General features: G+C 43.4%; 15 protein-coding genes and 1 rRNA gene. All 16 read left to right on the forward strand.

Features of this window, described 5'->3' with window-relative positions:
* The first annotated feature begins 6 nt into the window (after positions 1 to 6).
* The 16 genes from hpt to MHH31_RS00495 all read left to right on the forward strand — a co-directional run bounded on the left by hpt (position 7) and on the right by MHH31_RS00495 (position 15711).
* Complete coding sequence (gene hpt, locus MHH31_RS00420) at positions 7 to 546, forward strand: hypoxanthine phosphoribosyltransferase (RefSeq protein ID WP_007496175.1); 540 nt, start codon at positions 7 to 9, stop codon at positions 544 to 546.
* A gap of 95 nt (positions 547 to 641) precedes the next feature.
* A complete protein-coding gene (gene ftsH / locus MHH31_RS00425; RefSeq protein WP_024719367.1) occupies positions 642 to 2546 on the forward strand; it encodes an ATP-dependent zinc metalloprotease FtsH in 1905 nt (634 codons plus the stop codon).
* A 164-nt stretch (positions 2547 to 2710) separates the two neighbouring features.
* Positions 2711 to 3487, forward strand: coding sequence for a type III pantothenate kinase (locus MHH31_RS00430; RefSeq protein ID WP_008341820.1), 777 nt, complete (start codon positions 2711 to 2713; stop codon positions 3485 to 3487).
* Between the two features lie 15 nt (positions 3488 to 3502).
* Positions 3503 to 4378, forward strand: a complete 876-nt coding sequence (gene hslO, locus MHH31_RS00435) for an Hsp33 family molecular chaperone HslO (protein ID WP_007496169.1) — start codon at positions 3503 to 3505, stop codon at positions 4376 to 4378.
* 52 nt (positions 4379 to 4430) lie between these two features.
* Positions 4431 to 5333 carry a peptidyl-prolyl cis-trans isomerase gene (locus MHH31_RS00440; protein WP_025206605.1) on the forward strand — a complete coding sequence of 301 codons (903 nt, stop codon included), beginning with the start codon at positions 4431 to 4433 and terminating at the stop codon, positions 5331 to 5333.
* A 77-nt stretch (positions 5334 to 5410) separates the two neighbouring features.
* The gene (cysK, locus tag MHH31_RS00445; RefSeq protein ID WP_017359310.1) at positions 5411 to 6334 is read left to right on the forward strand and encodes a cysteine synthase A; all 924 of its coding nucleotides are present in this window, start codon (positions 5411 to 5413) and stop codon (positions 6332 to 6334) included.
* 124 nt (positions 6335 to 6458) lie between these two features.
* A complete protein-coding gene (locus MHH31_RS00450; protein WP_327855354.1) occupies positions 6459 to 7877 on the forward strand; it encodes an anthranilate synthase component I family protein in 1419 nt (472 codons plus the stop codon).
* A gap of 13 nt (positions 7878 to 7890) precedes the next feature.
* Positions 7891 to 8484 (forward strand): aminodeoxychorismate/anthranilate synthase component II, encoded by a 594-nt coding sequence (gene pabA, locus MHH31_RS00455; RefSeq protein ID WP_008341810.1) that lies wholly within the window; start codon positions 7891 to 7893, stop codon positions 8482 to 8484.
* Positions 8481 to 9329: an aminodeoxychorismate lyase gene (pabC, locus tag MHH31_RS00460; RefSeq protein ID WP_061417642.1), complete on the forward strand. Its 849-nt coding sequence runs from the start codon at positions 8481 to 8483 to the stop codon at positions 9327 to 9329. The genes pabA and pabC overlap by 4 nt, the downstream gene beginning before the upstream one ends.
* A 9-nt stretch (positions 9330 to 9338) precedes the next feature.
* On the forward strand, positions 9339 to 10196 hold the full coding sequence (gene folP / locus MHH31_RS00465) for a dihydropteroate synthase (RefSeq protein WP_047946846.1): 858 nt from the start codon (positions 9339 to 9341) through the stop codon (positions 10194 to 10196).
* On the forward strand, positions 10189 to 10551 hold the full coding sequence (gene folB / locus MHH31_RS00470; protein ID WP_041506531.1) for a dihydroneopterin aldolase: 363 nt from the start codon (positions 10189 to 10191) through the stop codon (positions 10549 to 10551). The genes folP and folB overlap by 8 nt, the downstream gene beginning before the upstream one ends.
* A complete protein-coding gene (folK, locus tag MHH31_RS00475) occupies positions 10548 to 11051 on the forward strand; it encodes a 2-amino-4-hydroxy-6-hydroxymethyldihydropteridine diphosphokinase (RefSeq protein WP_007496156.1) in 504 nt (167 codons plus the stop codon). Before folB ends, folK begins: the two co-directional genes overlap by 4 nt.
* Entirely contained in the window at positions 11003 to 11236 is a 234-nt protein-coding gene (locus MHH31_RS00480) for a helix-turn-helix transcriptional regulator (protein ID WP_008341798.1), read from the forward strand. The genes folK and MHH31_RS00480 overlap by 49 nt, the downstream gene beginning before the upstream one ends.
* Positions 11229 to 12230, forward strand: coding sequence for a tRNA dihydrouridine synthase DusB (dusB, locus tag MHH31_RS00485; RefSeq protein ID WP_008341796.1), 1002 nt, complete (start codon positions 11229 to 11231; stop codon positions 12228 to 12230). The genes MHH31_RS00480 and dusB overlap by 8 nt, the downstream gene beginning before the upstream one ends.
* 90 nt (positions 12231 to 12320) lie before the next feature.
* Positions 12321 to 13820 (forward strand): lysine--tRNA ligase, encoded by a 1500-nt coding sequence (gene lysS / locus MHH31_RS00490; RefSeq protein ID WP_057078729.1) that lies wholly within the window; start codon positions 12321 to 12323, stop codon positions 13818 to 13820.
* Between the two features lie 342 nt (positions 13821 to 14162).
* A 16S ribosomal RNA gene (locus MHH31_RS00495) occupies positions 14163 to 15711 on the forward strand.
* Positions 15712 to 15720 lie beyond the last annotated feature (9 nt).

Genomic DNA, 15720 nt, shown 5'->3' on the forward strand with positions numbered 1-15720 from the left:
AAAAGCATGAAACAAGATATTGAAAAGATTTTGATCTCAGAAGAAGAGATCCAGCTAAAAGTGAAAGAACTGGGTGCAACATTAACCAGCGATTATGATGGTAAATTTCCCCTGGCTATTGGTGTTTTGAAAGGGGCTCTTCCATTCATGGCAGACCTGATCAAACACATTGATACATATTTAGAGCTTGATTTTATGGATGTATCTAGCTACGGAAAGTCTACCGTATCTTCTGGAGAAGTGAAGATCATCAAAGATCTAGATACTTCTGTTGAAGGAAGAGATATTCTAATTATGGAAGATATCATCGACAGTGGGTTAACTTTGAGTTATCTGGTAGAGCTTTTCCGATACCGTAAAGCAAACTCCATTAAAATTGTGACATTGCTTGATAAACCAAGCGGCCGCAAAGCAGACATCAAAGCAGATTATGTTGGGTTTGAAGTACCAGATGCATTTGTTGTTGGCTATGGATTGGATTTTGCCGAACGTTACCGAAACCTCCCGTATATTGGAGTGTTAAAACCATCTGTTTACGAAGGCTAATGAGCACACGTTTACATGAGGTTATTGGTTGTGTTGGAATGATTTTCTATGATACTATTGAACATAGTTGTGCTTACTGTGGGAGGAGGTAAGGAATGAATCGGGTTTTTCGTAATACGATTTTTTATATACTTATTTTATTACTTGTGATAGGGGTTGTCAGTTGGTTAGGATCCCCTAATCAAAAGCCTGAGAACATGTCTTACAGCAAATTTTCGCAAAATTTAAGTGCGGGAAAAGTGGAGAGTATCTCCATCCAGCCTGTAAGAGGGGTTTATGAAATTCGTGGTCAATTAGATGGCGCGAAGAAAGATGAATACTTCATTACCCATGTTCCAGATGGTCAAGGTGTTGACCAGATTTACAGTGCACTGAAGAATACAGATGTAAAAGTAGAACCAGCACCTGAAACAAATGGATGGCTGCAAGTTCTGACAACCATCATTCCATTCATCATCATCTTTATCCTGTTCTTCTTCTTATTGAACCAAGCTCAAGGCGGTGGAAGCCGTGTCATGAACTTTGGTAAGAGTAAGGCAAAGCTTTACACAGAAGAGAAGAAACGTGTGAAATTTAAAGATGTTGCCGGTGCGGATGAAGAAAAACAAGAGCTCGTAGAAGTGGTTGAATTCTTAAAAGATCCACGTAAATTTGCGGAGCTTGGCGCAAGAATCCCTAAAGGGGTTTTACTAGTAGGACCTCCAGGTACAGGTAAAACATTGCTTGCGAGAGCATCTGCAGGAGAAGCAGGCGTTCCTTTCTTCAGCATCAGTGGTTCTGACTTCGTCGAGATGTTCGTCGGTGTCGGTGCATCACGTGTACGTGATTTGTTTGAAAATGCGAAAAAGAATGCACCTTGCTTAATCTTTATTGATGAGATTGATGCAGTGGGTCGTCAGCGTGGAGCAGGTCTTGGCGGTGGTCATGATGAGCGTGAACAAACGCTTAACCAGCTTCTTGTTGAAATGGATGGTTTTAGTGCCAACGAAGGGATTATCATCATTGCTGCAACGAACCGTGCAGATATCCTAGATCCTGCATTGCTACGTCCGGGACGTTTTGACCGTCAAATTACGGTTGACCGCCCAGATGTCATTGGTCGTGAAGAAGTACTGAAGGTTCATGCGAAAAACAAACCGCTTGATGATACAGTCAACTTGAAAGCCATTGCAAGCAGAACACCAGGGTTCTCTGGGGCAGATCTTGAGAACTTACTAAACGAAGCAGCACTTGTTGCTGCCCGTCAAAACAAAAAGAAAATTGATATGCGTGATATCGACGAAGCAACTGACCGTGTCATTGCTGGACCGGCTAAGAAAAGCCGTGTCATTTCGAAGAAAGAACGTAATATCGTGGCGTACCATGAAGCAGGTCATACCGTCATTGGGCTTATCCTAGACGAAGCGGATATGGTGCATAAAGTAACGATCGTTCCTCGTGGTCAGGCAGGCGGATATGCGGTCATGCTTCCAAGAGAAGACCGTTATTTCCAAACGAAGCCAGAGCTTCTTGATAAAATCGTCGGCTTGCTCGGCGGCCGTGTTGCAGAGGAAATTACGTTTGGTGAAGTAAGTACAGGCGCACACAACGACTTCCAGCGTGCAACAGGCATTGCAAGAAGAATGGTCACAGAGTTCGGTATGTCTGATAAACTTGGTCCTCTACAATTCGGTCAAGCACAAGGAGGTCAAGTATTCCTTGGCCGTGATTTCAACAACGAGCCGAATTATAGTGAAGCGATCGCTTATGAAATTGACCAAGAAGTTCAGCGCTTCATCAAAGAAAGCTACGAACGTGCGAAACAAATTCTCACTGAGAATAAAGATAAGCTAGAAATCATCGCACAAGCTCTTCTAGAAGTGGAAACATTAGATGCTGAACAAATTAAATCTCTTTACGAAACTGGAAAGCTTCCAGAGCGTGTATACGCAGATGACGAAGAGAAAAACGATGATGTGAAAGTGAACATCAAGAAAAAAGAAGAAGACGAGGAGATCTAATCTCCTTCTATAAAAAGCTGTCGGGCTCACCGGCAGCTTTTTTTTATTTCGATTCATGAATGGATCGGTTTCGAATTGTTTACAAATGGAACTCAATTCGTGTATGGTATGATAGAAAGTCGAAAAATGCTCTTTTTGAGACACTATTCAAAGTGGTGATGAAGTTGTTACTCGTGATAGATGTAGGAAACACAAATACCGTTTTAGGTGTTTATCATAATGGCGATTTGAACTACCATTGGCGGATTGAAACAAGCCGTCATAAAACAGAAGATGAATTTGGTATGGCAATCCGATCCTTATTTGACTATGTAGGGCTGATGTTTGACCAGATAGAAGGGATTATCATTTCTTCTGTTGTCCCGCCAATGATGTTTGCTCTGGAAAGAATGTGCGAAAAGTATTTTCACATTACTCCTCAAATCGTTGGGCCTGGCATGAAGACTGGATTAAACATTATGTGTGACAATCCAAAGGAAGTCGGCGCTGATCGAATTGTGAACGCAGTGGCGGCCATTCACCTGTATGGGGCACCTCTCATTGTGGTAGACTTTGGAACAGCCACAACCTACTGCTATATCAATGAACAAAAACAATACATGGGTGGGGCGATTGCACCTGGTATTACCATCTCAACAGAGGCTTTATATACAAGAGCGGCTAAGCTGCCAAGAATTGAAATTGTCCGTCCAGATCACATTGTTGGAAAAAATACCATCAGTGCGATGCAATCCGGCATCCTTTATGGATATGTTGGGCAAGTCGAGGGCATAGTGAAACGGATGAAGCAGCAAGCCAAACAAACACCGAAAGTCATTGCAACAGGCGGTTTGTCTACATTGATTGGAAATGAATCAGACTGTATTGATATTGTCGATCCGTTCCTCACATTAAAAGGACTTCAATTAATTTATGAACGCAATCGTGTCGGTGTATTATAGGAGGGTTTAATCAAAATGGATTATTTAGTTAAAGCGTTAGCATATGACGGGAAAGTCCGTGCGTATGCTGCGAACACAACAGATACAATCAACGAAGCGCAGAGAAGACACCATACGTGGCCAACTGCTTCAGCTGCTATCGGCAGAACCATGACAGCGACTGTCATGATGGGAGCCATGCTGAAAGGCGAGAATAAATTAACTGTCAAAATTGAAGGCGGTGGGCCGATCGGAGCCATCATTGCGGATGGAAACGCAAAAGGTCAGGTGCGCGGATATGTCTCAAACCCACAAGTTCACTTTGATTTAAATGAACATGGGAAGCTGGACGTTAGACGTGCTGTTGGAACATCTGGAACGTTAAGTGTTGTCAAAGATATCGGACTGAAAGACCACTTTACAGGGCAAACGGAAATTGTCTCAGGTGAAATTGGAGATGACTTTACTTATTACCTGGTCTCCTCTGAACAAGTGCCATCCTCTGTAGGTGTGGGTGTTCTTGTCAATCCAGACAACTCGATCCTTGCAGCAGGCGGTTTCATCATTCAATTGCTGCCTGGAACAGAAGATGCAGTCATCGAAAGACTCGAAAAGAGATTATCAACCATTGAACCGATCTCTAAACTGATTGAAAAAGGGATGACTCCTGAAGAAATTTTAGAAGAAGTGCTCGGTGAAAAACCTCAAATCTTAGAAACTGTACCTGTCGAATTTTCTTGTAACTGCTCAAAAGAACGGTTTGCCAACGGTATTATCAGCCTAGGGAAAGCCGAAATTGAGGATATGATTGAACAAGACGGACAAGCAGAAGCTCAATGCCATTTTTGTAACGAAACGTATGTATTTACAAAAGAAGAGCTAGAAGAGCTACGTGAAGAAATAACCCGCTAAGCTCTAAGCAGCGGGTTTTCTTTTTAGAATGGAAAGGAGACGAAAGATGAGACTGAAAGCAAGAGTGGTATGGACATTTATCCTCGTTCTGCTCATGATTAATGCCGTTGTCATTGCATATGTATTAACAAAGTCACAAATGTCGCAGGCTTCTTCAAATGGGAAGAGCGGTGAAGAAATTGCTTCTATTGGGAAAGAGAAAGTCACACGTCAAGAATGGTTAAAGAAAATGGAAGACCGCTACGGAAAGGCAACACTTGAACAAATGATTAATCAGAAGGTAGTCAATCAGCTTGCGAAAGAAAACAAGCTGGAGGTATCTTCAAAAGAGATCAATCGTGAGCTGCTGATGCTGAAAGCGGTATCTAATAATTTCTACGAAGACGGTCATACAAGTGAAAAGGAATGGAAAGAGCAGATTCGTTATCAAATTTTATTAGAACAGCTTCTAACGAGAGATGCGGTCGTTTCTGAAAAAGAAGCCAAATCCTTTTATGAAAAAAACAAAGACTTGTATCAATATGATGACTCATACCGAATTCGACACATTGTTGTGAAAACAAAAGACGAGGCACAAAGTGTATTAAAAGATTTAAAGGGCGGATCTAGTTTCGAAGCTGTAGCAGCTGAACGATCCACCGATCGATATACCTCTCCTTACGGCGGAGATCTTGGATTTGTCACAGAAGAGCAAGAAAGCATTCCAGCCCTATACATACAAGAAGCCCAAAAGCTTCAGCCGGATGAATGGACGAAAGAGCCGATCGAGATCAAAAACGGTTATGCCATCATACAATTAAAAGAAAAATTAAATGGCCGCTCCTTCTCTTATGAAGAAGTCAAAGATCAGATCAAAAGACAGATCGCCATGGAAGATCTGGGTGAAAAGGCGAATGTCAAAACCCTGTGGAAAGAAGCAAAAGTCACATGGTTTTACGATGGAGAGCAGGACTAAAAGCATTGACAAAATTTTTCGAAATTGATAATTTAATATTAATGCAATAAAATTACTCGGAGATAGAGGTGTTAGTGATGGCTCGTATTGCAAATTCAGTTTTTGAACTAATAGGAAATACACCAGTCGTTAAATTAAACCGTTTAGTAGATGAAGACAGTGCGGATGTCTACTTGAAACTTGAATATATGAACCCAGGCAGCAGTGTAAAAGATCGTATTGCGTTAGCGATGATCGAAGATGCTGAAGCAAAAGGTACATTAAAAGCTGGTGACACACTCATTGAGCCAACAAGCGGAAACACAGGAATCGGTCTTGCGATGGTCGCGGCTGCAAAAGGAATCAATGCGATTTTAGTTATGCCGGATACAATGAGTCAGGAGCGCCGCAACCTTTTACGCGCTTACGGTGCAGAACTTGTATTAACACCGGGTGCAGAAGGAATGAAAGGTGCCATCAAAAAAGCAGAAGAATTAGCAGAAGAGCACGGATACTTCATGCCTCAGCAGTTCAGCAATGAAGCCAACGCTGAGATTCACCGCCGCACAACAGGGAAAGAGATTCTTGAACAGTTTGACGGCGAACTTGATGCATTTATTGCAGGAGTTGGTACGGGTGGTACGATTACAGGTGCTGGTGAAGTCCTGAAAGAAGCCATTCCATCTATTCAGCTTTATGCGGTAGAACCAACAGATTCTCCTGTACTATCAGGCGGGAAACCAGGTCCGCATAAAATTCAAGGCATCGGAGCAGGGTTTGTTCCATCTATCTTGAACACAGAAGTATATGACGGCATTATCCAAGTGAAAAACGAAGATGCATTTGAACTTGCAAGAAAGGCAGCGAAAGAAGAAGGAATCCTTGGTGGTATATCTTCAGGAGCAGCCATTTATGCAGCGCTTCAAACAGCGAAGAAGCTTGGTAAAGGGAAAAAGGTTCTAGCGATTATTCCAAGTAACGGTGAACGTTACCTTAGTACGCCGCTTTATCAATTTGATTAAACAATACACCCCAGCATTTGCTGGGGTTTTTTTATGAATTCTGAAGATGGAAAGCAAATACTATTTTCTAATTAAAATGGATTGCATTACAATAAGATTAATGAAAATGAAAAAGGATGATAACATGACACAACGTAGGCCGATGGGCATCAAAATTCCTTTTACGAAAGATGCATTCTTGAAACGATACGAACAATTAACGGCTCATGAATCACATCACGTCCTTCTTGAAAGTGCACGTGGCGGAGAATACAGTATTGCTGGTATTCATCCGATCGCTAAAGCGAAAGGGAAGGACGGGATGACCACCATCCATTATCAGAATGAGGTGTTGTTCAAAGAGGGAGATCCTTTTAGGGCATTTGCTGATTGGTTTCAAACCCTACAAACCGAAACGAACGACGAATATCCTGACTTCCAAGGTGGAGCGATTGGATTTTTAAGCTATGATTACGCAAGATATATCGAGCATTTTAAAATGCTGTCCATCGATGATTTGAAGACGCCTGATTTGTATTTCCTCGTATTCAATGATGTCGCTGTCTTTGATCATAATAAAGACGTCCTCTGGCTGATCACTCATACAGAAGGAGACGAACCTGTCAGTGAAGTTCATCAAAGACTCGAAGAATTAAAGCAAAGCTGGACAAGCACATCAGAAGAATCAGCACATTCACCTGTCAACGTGTCTTCTTCGGAATGTGTACCTGCTGCACCTTTTACTGAAGAAGCTTTCGGGGAAGCTGTAGAAACGATTAAACAATATATCGCGAACGGTGACGTGTTCCAAGTGAACCTATCCATTAGACAAGATGAACAACTTCATACCCACCCATATCATTTATACAAAACATTACGTCACGTGAATCCATCTCCATATATGTCATATCTGCACACGCCAGATTTCCAAATTGTCTGTGGATCTCCAGAACTGCTTATTAAGAAAAAAGGCATTCAGCTCGAAACAAGACCGATCGCTGGCACAAGATCAAGAGGCAAGGATGATGCGGAAGATCAAGCGCTGGCAAAAGAACTCATTGAAGATGAAAAAGAACGCGCAGAACATGTGATGCTCGTTGATCTTGAGCGGAATGATCTTGGACGAGTGTCTACTTATGGCTCAGTCAAGGTGAACGAGTTTATGGCCATTGAGAAATATTCACACGTGATGCACATTGTATCAAATGTCCAAGGGGAGCTGCGTGATGATTGTGATGCAGTAGATGTCATGAGAGCTGTATTCCCAGGCGGCACAATTACAGGTGCGCCAAAAGTGAGAACAATGGAAATCATAGAAGAGCTTGAGCCGACAAGGCGTGGGCTTTATACTGGATCTATAGGCTGGTTTGGATTCAATCAAGATATGCATTTTAATATCGTCATTCGTACGGCTTATTGTACAGGGGGCAGAGCCTTCATGCAGTCAGGTGCAGGCATTGTCATCGATTCTGTACCAAAGCACGAATACAAAGAATCGATTAAAAAAGCCTATGCAGTGAAAAAAGCATTACAGTTGAGCAAAGAAGAGACTATTTTGAGTTAGAGGTGAGCAGAGTATGATATTAATGATTGATAATTACGATTCATTTACGTACAACCTGGTCCAGTATTTAGGTGAGCTTGGGGAAGAACTGATTGTAAAACGAAACGATCAAGTCACTATTCAAGAAATCGAAGAGCTTAAGCCAGACTTTCTGATGATTTCTCCAGGACCTTGCAGTCCGGATGAAGCAGGAATTAGTATGGAAGCGATCAAACATTTTGCTGGGAAGATTCCGATCTTCGGTGTCTGCTTAGGTCATCAATCCATTGCACAAGTATTTGGTGGAGATGTCATTCGTGCGGAGCGGTTAATGCATGGGAAAACATCAGAGATTGAACACGACGGCAAAGGTGTCTTCACGGGACTCCAAAATCCGCTCGTCGCAACGAGATATCATTCATTAATTGTTAAAGACGAGACGCTACCGGAGTGCTTTGTCAGAACAGCGAGCACAAAGGAAGGCGAACTCATGGCCATTCGCCATAAAGAACTTCCGATTGAAAGTGTTCAATTCCATCCAGAATCGATTATGACGTCCTTCGGTAAGGAAATGCTCAGAAATTTCATTGAAACCTATCGTAAAAAGGGGAATGAAGTAAACGCATGATCATTTACCTGAACGGTCAGTATATAGAGGAGAAAGACGCGACTCTTTCTCCTTTTGATCATGGTTTTCTATATGGCATCGGTGTATTCGAAACATTTACCTCTCTAGCAGGACAAGTCTTCTTGTTAGACTGGCATCTTGAAAGGCTCAATCAATCATTGCGTGACCTTTGCATCGAATCCACAATAGAGAAACCATTTGTACTCGACATCATTCATACATTATTCAATCAAAACCAAATAACGGACGGTCATGCGAGGATCCGCTTCAATGTTTCTGCGGGCAGAGGCAATGGATTTTCTGCAGACCCTTATGAGGAGCCTGTTGTTTTTGTGATGATCTCCCCATTCCGGCCTGAATCAATAGTAGATGAAAAACAGGGAATCATTCTTGATACAAGAAGAAACACACCGGAAGGTCCAAGACGGCTCAAGTCGCATCATTACATGAACAACCTGCTGGCGAAAAGAGAAGTAGGGAACGATCCGTCTGTAGAAGGGATCTTTTTAACAAAAGAAGACGATGTGGCAGAAGGAATTACGTCAAATCTATTTTGGCGAAAAAAAGATGTGATCTATACACCTTCACTTGATACCGGCATTTTAAACGGGGTTACCCGTCGATATTGTATTGAAACGCTGCAAGCTTCGGGGATCCCACTAATAGAAGGAAGATATCCACTCTCGCACTTGCTCTCAGCTGATGAGGCGTGGATGACCAATTCGGTTCAGGGAATTGTGCCTTTTAAAAATATCGGAGACACCGTCCTGCAAAACCACAACCGAACGATTTCGACCAAGCTGAGAACAGAATATACAAAAGAACGTCTAGAACATAAAGAGTAGGTGGACACAATGACACAACAATTGATAAAACAGCCTAAAATCATACAAGCCAAGCACCATACCCTTAGTTATGAAGAGAAGACATTGGTCATGGGCATTTTAAATGTCACACCGGACTCTTTTTCAGATGGAGGAAAATTCAATCAAATTGATAAAGCGCTGGCTCATGCAACGCAGCTCATAGAAGATGGGGCGCATATTATTGATATTGGCGGTGAATCGACTCGGCCGGGAGCGGCACTTGTCTCAGAGCAAGAGGAGCTTTCAAGGGTCATTCCTGTCATTGAGAAGATCACAAAAGAATTGGACATACCTATTTCTATTGATACGTATAAAGCCCATGTCGCAGATGAGGCAGTGAAAGCGGGAGCCTCAATCATTAATGATGTATGGGGGGCGAAAGCTGATCCTCAAATGGCGCATGTGGCAGCGAAGCACAACGTGCCAATCATCTTAATGCACAATCGACCAGAGCGGAATTACACCCATCTGATTTCAGATATGATCGCAGATCTGAAAGAAAGTGTTCACATTGTGAAACAAGCGGGTGTCCGTGATGACATGATTATATTAGACCCTGGTGTAGGATTTGCGAAAAATAAAACTGACAACCTCATGGTCATGAATGAACTTGAACATTTTTGCCACCTAGGGTATCCGCTGCTGCTAGCAACATCCCGCAAACGATTCATCGGTGCAGTTTTAGACCTGCCGCCTGAAGAACGTACTGAAGGAACGGGTGCAACGGTCTGTCTTGGGATTCAAAAGGGCAGCGCGATGGTCCGAGTGCACGATGTAAAAGAAATCGCAAGAATGGCAAAAATGATGGATGCCATGCTGAATAAAGGAGGCGCTTATCATCGATAAAGTATATGTAAACGGAATGGAATTTTACGGCTATCACGGTGTATTTGCAGAAGAGAATAAACTAGGCCAGCGCTTTCGTGTGGACCTAACAGCTTCACTTGATTTAAGTAAGGCAGGACAAACGGATGACCTAAATGAGACCATCAACTATGCTGAGCTCTACAACATCTGCAAAAATATTGTAGAAGGGGACCCAGTGAACCTCGTTGAAACGCTGACAGAAAGAATTACAAATCAAGTGTTAAAGGACTTTCCGACAGTTCAAGAATGTACAGTAAAAGTAATCAAACCAGATCCGCCAATTCCAGGACACTATCAGTCCGTTGCCATTGAAATGACGAGATCACGCGCATGAACAATACAGCATATATCGCTTTAGGCTCAAACATAGGAAAAAAGGAAACCTACTTAAAAGAAGCTGTCAAAAAACTTCACGAACATCCAGGTGTTCAAGTTGAATCCATTTCATCTATATATGAGACAACACCTGTAGGTTACGAGAATCAGGATGACTTCTTGAACATGGCTGTGAAGATTTCCACCTCGCTTCGTCCTGAAGAACTTCTATCACTGACTCAGAACATTGAGCAGGAGTTAGGCAGAACAAGAGAAGTGAGGTGGGGTCCACGGACAGCTGACCTTGACATTTTACTTTATAATCGTGAAAATATTGAAACAGAACAACTTGTAGTGCCGCATCCTAGAATGTACGAACGTTTATTCGTTCTTGTTCCGATGAGTGAGATTTGCCCAGAAATCGGCGAAGCCCAGATAAACGCCGTAACAGACCAAGAAGGTGTAAGCATATGGAAAAAGACATGTGGGGTAGAAGAATTCGTGCATACCGAAAGCTAAAAGGGTATACTCAGGAAGGGTTCGCCAAAAGACTGGGCATCTCTGTCTCTGTCTTAGGGGAAATTGAGCGAGGCAATCGATTACCAACAAACCAAATGGTTGGTCAAATAGCAGATGCTTTAAATATAACGGTGGAAGAACTTTCACCAATACTTGAAGAAGAAAGGAGGGGACATGATGTTTAAAATCGGAGATATCGAAATTAAAAACAAAGTAGTGCTCGCACCAATGGCTGGTGTGTGTAACTCTGCTTTCAGACTCACTGTGAAAGAGTTTGGAGCGGGCTTAGTCTGCGCTGAAATGGTCAGTGACAAAGCGATCTTGATTAATAATGCCAGAACGATGGGCATGCTGTACATTGATGAGCGTGAAAAACCGTTGAGCCTTCAGATATTTGGGGGAGAAAAGGACACGCTCGTAGAAGCGGCCAAGTTTGTAGACCAGAATACAACGGCGGACATTATTGATATTAATATGGGATGTCCTGTACCAAAGATCACGAAATGTGACGCAGGAGCGAAATGGCTGCTGGATCCAAACAAGATTTACGAAATGGTATCCGCAGTCGTAGAAGCTGTAGATAAACCTGTTACTGTGAAAATGAGAATGGGTTGGGACGAAGACCATATTTTCGCTATCGACAATGCCCGTGCTGTTGAACGAGCAGGTGGCCAAGCGGTTGCGCTTCACGGACGGACACGTGTGCAGATGTACGAAGGAACAGCGAATTGGGATATTATAAAAGAGGTCAAACAATCTGTTTCCATTCCAGTCATCGGCAATGGAGATGTCAAAACCCCTCAAGATGCAAAACGTATGCTTGATGAAACGGGTGCAGATGCTGTCATGATCGGAAGAGCCGCACTAGGAAACCCGTGGATGATTTACCGGACGGTTCATTATTTAGAAACGGGTGAACTAAAAGAAGAGCCTAATGTGCGTGAGAAAATGTCTGTGTGCAAACTTCACTTAGACAGACTCATAGACCTGAAAGGCGAGCATGTGGCTGTCAGAGAAATGAGAAAACATGCAGCATGGTACTTAAAAGGTGTCCGAGGCAATGCAGATGTAAGAAACCAAATCAATCAAAGTGAAACGAGAGCGGAGCTTGTAAAAGTTCTAGATGACTTTACGATCGAAGCCGAGGCAAAAGAGCTTCAAAGAATAAAAGTAGGATAAGACTATCTTTCTTTTTGTAGCTCACTGCTAGTGCACGTACTGGCAGTTTTTCTGCTTTTCTCTGCAAAATACATTATTGGAGTGATATAAATGAGTAATGAAGGGCTTAATAACGAAGAATTAAATGATCAATTCCAAGTAAGACGTGACAAAATGAATAAAATGAGAGAAGAGGGTATCGATCCATTCGGTGAACGATATGACCGTTCTCATCAATCCGCACAAATTATTGCTGAATATGACGAGTTTTCAAAAGAAGACTTAGAAGAAAAAGCAGCTCAAGTAACAATTGCTGGCCGTATGATGACAAAACGCGGAAAAGGGAAAGCTGGCTTTGCACACATTCAAGACTTAGAAGGACAAATTCAAATCTATGTACGTAAAGATAGTGTAGGAGAAGAAGCTTACGAATTATTCAAAAGCTCGGACCTAGGCGATATTATCGGTGTGACGGGAACCGTATTTAAAACGAATGTAGGAGAACTTTCAATTAAAGCGACTAGCTTTGAGGTTCTTACAAAAGCACTTCGCCCGCTCCCTGATAAATATCACGGACTAAAAGATGTAGAACAACGCTATCGTCAGCGTTACCTTGACCTGATTGTCAATCCAGAAAGTAAGCAGACGTTCATCATGCGAAGCAAAATCATTCAATCAATGAGAAGATACTTAGATTCAAAAGGATACCTAGAAGTTGAAACACCAACAATGCATAGCATCCCTGGTGGTGCATCAGCTCGTCCTTTCATTACTCATCACAATGCACTTGATATGCCGCTTTATATGCGTATTGCGATCGAGCTGCATTTAAAACGTCTAATTGTCGGTGGTCTAGAGAAAGTATACGAGATTGGCCGCGTATTCCGTAATGAAGGAGTCTCAACTCGTCATAACCCGGAATTTACTATGATTGAGCTGTATGAAGCATATGCAGACTATAAAGACATCATGAACCTAACGGAAAACTTGATTGCTCATATTGCCCAAGAGGTACTAGGAACAACAACGATTCAATATGGAGAAGATGAAATTGATCTAAAACCTGAATGGAAGAGACTCCATATGGTTGAAGCAGTCAAAGAAGCAACAGGTGTAGACTTCTGGCAGGAGATGTCTGTAGAAGAAGCAAAACAGCATGCTGCTGATCACGATGTTGAAATCACAAAAAACATGACAGTAGGTCATATTATCAATGAGTTCTTCGAGCAAAAAGTAGAAGAAACACTGGTTCAGCCTACCTTTATTTACGGGCACCCAGTCGAGATTTCTCCATTAGCTAAGAAAAATCCTGAAGACCCGCGCTTCACGGACCGCTTTGAGCTATTCATCGTGCGCCGCGAGCATGCAAATGCATTCACTGAACTGAATGATCCAATCGACCAAAGAGAACGCTTTGAAGCTCAATTAAAAGAACGCGAAGAAGGAAATGACGAAGCGCATCTCATGGATGACGATTTTGTTGAAGCATTAGAATATGGCATGCCGCCAACAGGCGGACTAGGAATCGGTATCGACCGATTAATCATGCTGCTAACAAATTCTCCATCAATCAGAGATGTACTGCTTTTCCCGCAAATGAGAAACCGTTAATATATCAACAAAAGCGCCATTTGATCTGTGGCGCTTTTTATTTTTCATAAAATGAAACTTTTTTCAAAAAAACTATTGCAAGAAAAGAATCCAGATGGTATATTATTATTCGTTGCCGCAAAACAGCAACGAGGTTGAAAAAAGAAAACGAAAAAAGTTCTTGACTTCAACCGAAGCGAAATGTTAAGATATTAAAGTCGCTTACGAGCGATAACGAAAATGATCTTTGAAAACTAAACAAGACAAAACGTACCTGTTAATTCGAGTTTTTATAAAAAAATCCTATGATACATCATAGGTAGTCAGTCAAACTGGCGAAAAGCAAAACTTCGGTTTTGTACTTTTTCGGAGAGTTTGATCCTGGCTCAGGACGAACGCTGGCGGCGTGCCTAATACATGCAAGTCGAGCGGACAGAAGGGAGCTTGCTCCCGGATGTTAGCGGCGGACGGGTGAGTAACACGTGGGTAACCTGCCTGTAAGACTGGGATAACTCCGGGAAACCGGAGCTAATACCGGATAGTTCCTTGAACCGCATGGTTCAAGGATGAAAGACGGTTTCGGCTGTCACTTACAGATGGACCCGCGGCGCATTAGCTAGTTGGTGAGGTAACGGCTCACCAAGGCGACGATGCGTAGCCGACCTGAGAGGGTGATCGGCCACACTGGGACTGAGACACGGCCCAGACTCCTACGGGAGGCAGCAGTAGGGAATCTTCCGCAATGGACGAAAGTCTGACGGAGCAACGCCGCGTGAGTGATGAAGGTTTTCGGATCGTAAAGCTCTGTTGTTAGGGAAGAACAAGTGCAAGAGTAACTGCTTGCACCTTGACGGTACCTAACCAGAAAGCCACGGCTAACTACGTGCCAGCAGCCGCGGTAATACGTAGGTGGCAAGCGTTGTCCGGAATTATTGGGCGTAAAGGGCTCGCAGGCGGTTTCTTAAGTCTGATGTGAAAGCCCCCGGCTCAACCGGGGAGGGTCATTGGAAACTGGGAAACTTGAGTGCAGAAGAGGAGAGTGGAATTCCACGTGTAGCGGTGAAATGCGTAGAGATGTGGAGGAACACCAGTGGCGAAGGCGACTCTCTGGTCTGTAACTGACGCTGAGGAGCGAAAGCGTGGGGAGCGAACAGGATTAGATACCCTGGTAGTCCACGCCGTAAACGATGAGTGCTAAGTGTTAGGGGGTTTCCGCCCCTTAGTGCTGCAGCTAACGCATTAAGCACTCCGCCTGGGGAGTACGGTCGCAAGACTGAAACTCAAAGGAATTGACGGGGGCCCGCACAAGCGGTGGAGCATGTGGTTTAATTCGAAGCAACGCGAAGAACCTTACCAGGTCTTGACATCCTCTGACAACCCTAGAGATAGGGCTTTCCCTTCGGGGACAGAGTGACAGGTGGTGCATGGTTGTCGTCAGCTCGTGTCGTGAGATGTTGGGTTAAGTCCCGCAACGAGCGCAACCCTTGATCTTAGTTGCCAGCATTCAGTTGGGCACTCTAAGGTGACTGCCGGTGACAAACCGGAGGAAGGTGGGGATGACGTCAAATCATCATGCCCCTTATGACCTGGGCTACACACGTGCTACAATGGACAGAACAAAGGGCTGCGAGACCGCAAGGTTTAGCCAATCCCACAAATCTGTTCTCAGTTCGGATCGCAGTCTGCAACTCGACTGCGTGAAGCTGGAATCGCTAGTAATCGCGGATCAGCATGCCGCGGTGAATACGTTCCCGGGCCTTGTACACACCGCCCGTCACACCACGAGAGTTTGCAACACCCGAAGTCGGTGAGGTAACCTTTATGGAGCCAGCCGCCGAAGGTGGGGCAGATGATTGGGGTGAAGTCGTAACAAGGTAGCCGTATCGGAAGGTGCGGCTGGATCACCTCCTTTCTAAGGATA

Source organism: Bacillus sp. FSL K6-1033 (genome assembly GCF_038630765.1).
GTDB classification, from domain to species: domain Bacteria; phylum Bacillota; class Bacilli; order Bacillales; family Bacillaceae; genus Bacillus; species Bacillus altitudinis.